This is a genomic window from Arthrobacter sp. JCM 19049, assembly GCF_001310435.1.
Genome location: NZ_BAXF01000379.1, coordinates 1 through 2,136, shown reverse-complemented (window position 1 = coordinate 2,136; position 2,136 = coordinate 1). Strand labels below are relative to the sequence as shown.

At 66.5% G+C, this 2,136-nt stretch carries 3 protein-coding genes; all 3 read left to right on the top strand.

Annotation, left to right across the window (positions count from 1 at the left end; translation table 11 throughout):
- The first annotated feature begins 175 nt into the window (after positions 1–175).
- Positions 176–505 carry a metal-sensitive transcriptional regulator gene (locus JCM19049_RS12395; protein WP_054821742.1) on the top strand — a complete coding sequence of 110 codons (330 nt, stop codon included), beginning with the start codon at positions 176–178 and terminating at the stop codon, positions 503–505.
- 111 nt (positions 506–616) lie between these two features.
- Positions 617–943, top strand: a complete 327-nt coding sequence (locus JCM19049_RS20715; RefSeq protein ID WP_279403128.1) for a heavy-metal-associated domain-containing protein — start codon at positions 617–619, stop codon at positions 941–943.
- Positions 944–2,136: cation-translocating P-type ATPase (locus JCM19049_RS12385; RefSeq protein ID WP_306420799.1), on the top strand; the 1,193-nt coding region annotated here is incomplete at its 3' end.

The following is a 2,136-nucleotide window of genomic DNA, read 5'->3' as shown; positions in this document are numbered from 1 at the left end:
GGCTGCCCGGTCGGCGGCCGCCGGGCACGCCGGCGACAAACACTCATTGTAACGATCCCCGCTGTTCGTCAAAGCGGAAAAACCTAGGCCACGTGCTTACCGGGTCTCAGGTTGCGAGCCACACCACACGAATTCCACTTGATACCCCATACCCCCTAGGGGTATAGTCTGGACCATGGAACACGAAGCACAGATCCATGATGCCCACGAGGGCCATGGCTACACCAGCGACAAGGCCGCGGTGCTGCGTCGCCTAAAGCGCATCGAGGGACAGGTGCGCGGGGTGGCGAAGATGGTCGATGACGAAAAGTACTGCATCGACATCCTCACCCAGATCTCGGCCATCAACGCGGCCATGCACAAGGTCAGCGTCCAGCTGATCGAGGAGCACATCGGACACTGCGTGGTCTCCGCGGCCAACCAGTCCCGGGACACCGGCAACCCGGACATCGTCGTGGACAAGGTCACCGAAGCCAGCGCGGCCATCTCCCGGCTGCTGCGCTAGAAACCACGGACCGCCGGCAAACCACCGGCGACCAGCGGGCTCGGGGAGAACCCCGCCCCGCCGCACACCAGCGCCCCCGTGGGCGCACAACCATCACACAGGAGAACAATCATGGGTACCCAGAACGAATGCGGCTGCGGCTGCTCGGGTGAGTCGGCCAACAAGACCAATGAGGGCCTGAAGATCACCAGCCGCCCCGACGGGCAGGCCGAAGCGGTCCGCACCCAGGTGCAGATCAACGGCATGACCTGCGGGCACTGCGTGGCCTCCGTGACCGAGGAGCTGGAAGAGCTCTCCTCGGTATCCGGCGTGGACGTCCAGCTGGTCGCCAACGGCACCTCCACCGCCACCATCACCTCTGCCGCCGCCCTGGACGATGCCGCCATCCGCACGGCCATCGACGAAGCGGGCTACGACGTGGTTGCAATCAGCCGCTAATTGCCCCAGCAGCAGGCGGCACACCTCTCCAACACCAAGGGATTGATGATGTCCACCCAAACCGAACAGAACCTGCCAACCGCGGGTGAGCGCACCGTTGACCTGGACATCCAGGGCATGACCTGTGCCTCCTGCGTGAACCGGGTTGAGCGCAAGCTCGGCAAGCTGCCCGGGGTCACCGCCTCGGTCAACCTGCCGCTGGAAAACGCGAAGGTCACCGTCCCGGCGGACATCAGCGATGAGATGCTGATCGAGACCGTCAAGGCCGCCGGCTACCAGGCCAGCGTGCGCCAACCCGAGCACGGGCACCAGAGCGCCGCGCCGGAGGAACCGACCGGGACCAAGCCCACCGAGCACGGCAACCTGCGCAACCGGGTGATCTTCTCCCTGATCTTCACCATCCCGCTGTTCGTGATCTCCATGATCCCCGGCGCCCAGTTCCCGCATTGGGGCTGGGTGGCGTTCGCGCTGTCCACCCCGGTGGTGTTCTACGGCGCCTGGCCGTTCCACAAGGCCGCGGCCATCAACGCGCGGCACCTGACCAGCACCATGGACACCCTGGTCTCCCTGGGTGTGCTGGCCGCCTACTTCTTCTCGGTCTTTGAACTCTTCCGTGACCCGATGATGACCGCCCATACCGGCGGCGGGATGCACGAGCACACCCTGTACTTTGAGACCGCTGGCGTGGTGGCGACCTTCCTGCTGATCGGCCGCCACCTGGAGGCCCGCGCCAAGAACCGCGCCTCGGATGCCCTGAAGACCCTGCTGGACCTGGGGGCCAAGGAGGCGGCGGTGCTGCGCGATGGCGTGGAACACCGCATCCCGGCGAACCAGCTGCAGATCGGGGACCAGTTCGTGGTCCGCCCGGGCGAGAAGATCGCCACCGACGGCAAGGTCATTGACGGGGCCAGCGCCGTGGACACCTCCCTGCTGACCGGTGAATCGGTGCCGCAGAAGGTCGCGGCCGGGGATGAGGTCACCGGCGCCACCATCAACACCTCCGGACGCCTGGTCATCGAGGCCACCCGCATCGGCGCGGACACCACCCTGGCCCAGATGGGCCGCCTGGTCTCCGAGGCCCAGTCCGGCAAGGCGCCCATCGCCCGCCTGGCCGACCGGATCTCCGCGGTCTTCGTCCGATCGTGCTGGGCATCGCGCGCTCACCTTCCTGGCCTGGTGGCTGTTCAGCGGCG